We start from the raw sequence: 4640 nt of genomic DNA on the forward strand, positions 1-4640 counted from the left end.
AAATCTGGAGGATATCAGGGCCGATAAAAAAATTTTAGATGGTTTTGCTACGCGCTTACTGTAAAACACTGGAAATAAGTGTTTGATAAGGTAAACCTTCGCTCAAAGCACGCTTTTGAAGCATCCGTAAATCCTTAGATGAGATGCGGATATTGATCGACTATCTTTTTGAAACGTCGCCGTAGCATATTTTTTATGTTGTTTACGTTCAGATTCAATGTTTGAAACTTGCGTGAGAATGCCAGACTCAAAAGCTTCCAAAATTTCTTGTTCTTCTAAATCAAGTTTTTTCATGTTTTTTGCCTACCTAATGTTTTGTGGCTTTTCGACTTGGGATGATGGTTTTTAGAAAAATTTCTTCATCCGATTCAACGAAAGGTACCAGATAGACATAGTCTTCGATAACAACAACCGATATTTTCTGATTTGGATACCGCTCCTTGTGAGAGTGCTCCAAAATATCAATTTCATCACCCACTTCGATATGAAAAATTACATCCTCAAAACCAATGTTTCGCTCTTTTTTGAGAAATTTATTTTTTTCGGGATTCCAGACACAGTGCTTCATTTGCGTATGACAGCGTACTATATGTGCCTTGTGTACTCAAAAAAGCATAAGGCCACAAAGCAATCGCATTTTAACGCTACCGTTTGGAAATTAAAAACGAAAGTGCTGTTAATATTAAGATGCTGTCAGGTTTTTAGAGACTGCCAACAGCATACCGCCGTATAACAGGACATTACAGCCAACACAATAATACGCCATGTGTAAATATATTTTACACTTTATAGAATAGGTTTTAACAACCAAGCTGCGCGAGTTACGGGCTTATCACGCGTATTTTAGTCGCAACTTTGCTAAACCACTGTCGAATTAATAATCACAGCACAGCTTGCATCTTAAAAAAAAACCAGTACCACACGCCATTCTATTGATTTAAATTACAAATAAAAAGTTGGTTCGATTTTTGCTTAAGTCTGGATATATCCCATATTTCCTTGCTAGGCATACCGTTTATGAACCGTATAACTTTAATTACCCGCCTTGTCATAGCAAATCTCTTGATAACTGTACCTGTCTTGGCCAGCGGCAATATAGCGGGGGCTGCACAAAAAGGCAGTTTGCTAATTTTTCCGCGTATAGAAGCACGCGCACCTTCCAACAGCGCATCGGGTATTACCGATACCTTAATCAGCATCAGCAACGATTACGATAAGCCTGTTAATTTACAATGCTATTGGAATACCACAGAACAGCATGGCGATGTCGGTAAGGTTGGCCTTGGCGGTAACGCAGCCGCCAATAAAATAGCCAAAGCCGCACGCATCGCACTCAGAAACAATCATTACATGGCCTTTTCTTTTGTATTACCCAAAAACACACCCACCGCATTTTGGGCTGGCGACTTATCTAAAGCCGCCAACAAAATTTATCAATTACCCAGTGGCATAAAAAAATTGGCAACCGTACAAAATGTGCCGCAATTTAACGATTTTCAAGATGGCACGCAAGCCAATACCGGCGAATTACGCTGTTGGGCAGCTAACTATAACGGCACTAAAGAAATTCATCATAACCACTTACGCGGTCAAGCTACTATTTTTACCTTTAAAGCGGATACCACAGCCAGCGTTCCCATCGCCGCTGGCCAAGCCCATGAATACAATGCCTGGGTATTTCAAGCCTACCTGCAAGGCAGTGCCGACATAAAACATACCAGCAGACCGTTGGGTACGCCAGGACAACTCGATTTAGATGGCAAAGAATACGATCAATGCCCTACTGCGTTAACAGGGCAATTTATTCCCAGCGGGCAAAATTTTGGCTTTGGCAAATCCAGAACACACATCAGCCTGGCCAATTGCAACCATGATTTACGAGAAGACAGTCATGCGCATATTACCAGCCTTAGTTACACGGTCTACAACACAGCGGGAGTAAAGTTTTCGGGGGCACACGAGTGCATGGGAGCATGGTATGAAGCAGACGTAAGCGCTACCTTTCCAAATTTCACCTACCGCACCCTTAAATCGGATTCGGCACGTTTTGTCATTCGTCCTAGCAGCAGCAAATCATGCAATCAGGGGTCGCAAGCTGCTGCACCAGAAAAAGATATTACTAGCAGTGGTATAGTGGGGGTGCAAGTAAATGATATTGGTGGCCAATATCAATCCAGCAGTAATTTAATTGGCTTAACTAACACGGTTAATACGGTTAATCCATTGATGGACAAAATTCTGTGGGATCCCAGTTAATACAGGCAACTTTCAGCGTCTTAAATTAATACTAATCCCTGCACCATCCGCCGACTTTCTTTTATCAACTTCGGGTTCTTGTGACATGACAAACTGGCCTTTCACTTGCACGGCAGTTTGCTTATTACTATTGTCAAATAACGAACTGCCTGATTTTTCCTGAAGCCCATTCATAGGGCGTTTAACATCAGTGTCTTGGTCTGTTTTAAACGGTATCGTCAAGTCCAATGGCTTATGCGGTTCAATGGCGCTATTTTTGTCACTCAAGCGTTTGTGCCGGTGCTTTGCCTTAACCAACCGCGACCATCGCGCCGCATAAAGCATTTTTTCCTGTTTTACAGCAGCACCGTACGTTGTTGCAGATACATCAACAGCAAATAGCAGAACAATAGCTGCAACAATCAGCGCAATCATCCCCGACACGCGGTGTACGTTCATTTTTATACGCCTCAGTCACAAAACGAATTAGTTAATGAATCTTATAATAACTTAATGTTGATAACGCGTAGGATCTGCTATCCCTGTCTGCTCAAAACCCATTTTCCGCAACCGACACGCATCACACTCACCACACGCCCTGCCTTGCTCATCGGCAGCATAACACGATACCGTGCGCTGATAATTAACCCCCAACGCCACACCGTGCGTGATGATATCCGCCTTGCTCAACGCTATTAACGGCGTATGAATAGTGAAAGGTTCACCTTCTACACCGGCTTTGGTGGCTAAATTCGCAAGCGCCGTAAAAGCTGTAATAAACGCTGGCCGACAATCGGGGTAACCCGAATAATCCACCGCATTGACACCGATAAAAATATCACGCACCTTTAACACCTCTGCCCAGCCCAGTGCAAACGACAGGAAAATAGTGTTCCTAGCCGGTACATAAGTCACCGGAATACCGGTTTGCGGGGTGTTGGGTACGTCAATGTTAGCATCCGTCAGTGCAGAACCCGTGATAGTGCCTAAGCCTAAAGTAATGATTTTATGGCTTGCAACCTGGTACTCGTCGGCAATTTGCGCGGCGGCAACCAGTTCTGCATTGTGGCGCTGGCCGTAATCAAAGCTGAGCGCATGGCACACATAGCCTTGCTGCTGAGCCAAGGCTAACAGAGTGACGGAATCCAGTCCGCCGGATAATAAAACAATAGCTTTTTTTGGCATGGGCTTATTTACCTTGGGCATCGTTCCAAAGCAATTTATGGAGTTGAATTTGAAAACGAACGGGCAATCTATCCTGTAAGATTTTATCAGCCAATTCGGTAGGATGCTGCTGTCCCATCACCGGCGAAAACAACACCTGGCAACGTTCAGTCAAATTGTATTCGGTTAACAGCGCTTTAGACCAGTCATAATCTTCATTGGTTCCGATCACAAATTTTATCTGGTCGTCGGAACCAATAAAATCAATATTTTGGTAGAGATTTTTAGCCAACTCACCAGAGCTTGGGGTTTTTAAATCCATGACTTTAATAACACGCGCATCCACGCCCGACACATCGATTGCGCCACTGGTTTCCAAAGACACCTTGTAACCCGCATCCGCCAACGCAGTCATTAATTCCAGGCAGACCGGTTGCGCCAACGGTTCACCGCCTGTGACGGTCACGTAGCGTGTATCGTACTCAGCCACCGCAGATAAAATAGCCGCCAGAGACATGCGTTGCCCACCGGTAAACGCATACGCGGTGTCGCAATACACACAGCGCAACGGGCAACCGGTTAAACGAATAAACACGGTAGGTAAACCAACGGTATTCGATTCACCCTGTAACGAGTAAAAAATTTCGGTGATTCGTAAGGAACTGTCGGTCAAGGTTTAACATCCGTTAAGGTAGCCAGTTTTTTACTGGCTAAATACGCCGCATTGGAACTAGGGTAATCCTTGCTAATGCGCGTTAAATATTCACGGGCTTGCACCGTATTGTTCTGCTCAATTTCAATATAGCCTAGCTTGAGCAAGGCATCCGGCACTTTCGGGCTGGCAGGGTAATTATCAATCACTTTATTGAAAGCCGCCTTGGCTGCCTCGGCATCTTGTTTAACGCGATACGCCTCACCCAGCCAATACTGCACGTTGCTGGCATAACCACCGCCTGGGTATTTAAGCAAATACGCATCGAAAGACGTGATTGCCTCGTCCGTTTGGCCAATGCTGAGCTGGTTATAGGCTTGTTTATATTCCTGTTTTTCTTCTTCCGTTGCCGATATCGCTGCATCTGCCGAGACCGCTTTAGGAGCCGCTTGCGGAACTGGGTCTGGCACAGGCGTAGCTTCCGCTGCTGCCGCAGGAGCGCCTGCCCTAGCATCAGTCACTACGGCTGGATCACTGGGCGCTACATCGGTTGCCGGTGTCGCGGCATCAATCGGCGGCGGCACTGCAC

General features: G+C 45.2%; 7 protein-coding genes. 1 reads left to right on the forward strand and 6 read right to left on the reverse strand.

Annotation, left to right across the window (positions count from 1 at the left end):
* Positions 1–102: 102 nt before the first annotated feature.
* Together CRENPOLYSF2_RS13625 and CRENPOLYSF2_RS13630 are read right to left on the reverse strand one after the other, a co-directional pair.
* Positions 103–294 (reverse strand): antitoxin, encoded by a 192-nt coding sequence (locus tag CRENPOLYSF2_RS13625; RefSeq protein ID WP_245807999.1) that lies wholly within the window; start codon positions 292–294, stop codon positions 103–105.
* A 13-nt stretch (positions 295–307) separates the two neighbouring features.
* Positions 308–568 carry a BrnT family toxin gene (locus tag CRENPOLYSF2_RS13630; RefSeq protein ID WP_087144499.1) on the reverse strand — a complete coding sequence of 87 codons (261 nt, stop codon included), beginning with the start codon at positions 566–568 and terminating at the stop codon, positions 308–310.
* 449 nt (positions 569–1017) lie between these two features.
* Here CRENPOLYSF2_RS13630 and CRENPOLYSF2_RS13635 point away from each other — a divergent pair, with 449 nt between their 5' ends.
* Positions 1018–2256, forward strand: a complete 1239-nt coding sequence (locus tag CRENPOLYSF2_RS13635) for a hypothetical protein (protein WP_087144500.1) — start codon at positions 1018–1020, stop codon at positions 2254–2256.
* 12 nt (positions 2257–2268) lie between these two features.
* Here CRENPOLYSF2_RS13635 and CRENPOLYSF2_RS13640 read toward each other — a convergent pair whose 3' ends face one another.
* The 4 genes from CRENPOLYSF2_RS13640 to ybgF all read right to left on the reverse strand — a co-directional run.
* A complete protein-coding gene (locus tag CRENPOLYSF2_RS13640; RefSeq protein WP_087144501.1) occupies positions 2269–2694 on the reverse strand; it encodes a hypothetical protein in 426 nt (141 codons plus the stop codon).
* 51 nt (positions 2695–2745) lie between these two features.
* Positions 2746–3420 (reverse strand): 7-cyano-7-deazaguanine synthase QueC, encoded by a 675-nt coding sequence (gene queC, locus CRENPOLYSF2_RS13645; RefSeq protein ID WP_087144502.1) that lies wholly within the window; start codon positions 3418–3420, stop codon positions 2746–2748.
* 4 nt (positions 3421–3424) lie between these two features.
* Entirely contained in the window at positions 3425–4072 is a 648-nt protein-coding gene (queE, locus tag CRENPOLYSF2_RS13650) for a 7-carboxy-7-deazaguanine synthase QueE (protein WP_087144503.1), read from the reverse strand.
* The coding region (gene ybgF / locus CRENPOLYSF2_RS13655; protein WP_140396871.1) for a tol-pal system protein YbgF at positions 4069–4640 on the reverse strand (572 nt) is incomplete at its 5' end. The genes queE and ybgF, both read right to left, overlap by 4 nt.

The organism is Crenothrix polyspora, assembly GCF_900163755.1.
Lineage (GTDB): Bacteria > Pseudomonadota > Gammaproteobacteria > Methylococcales > Methylomonadaceae > Crenothrix > Crenothrix polyspora.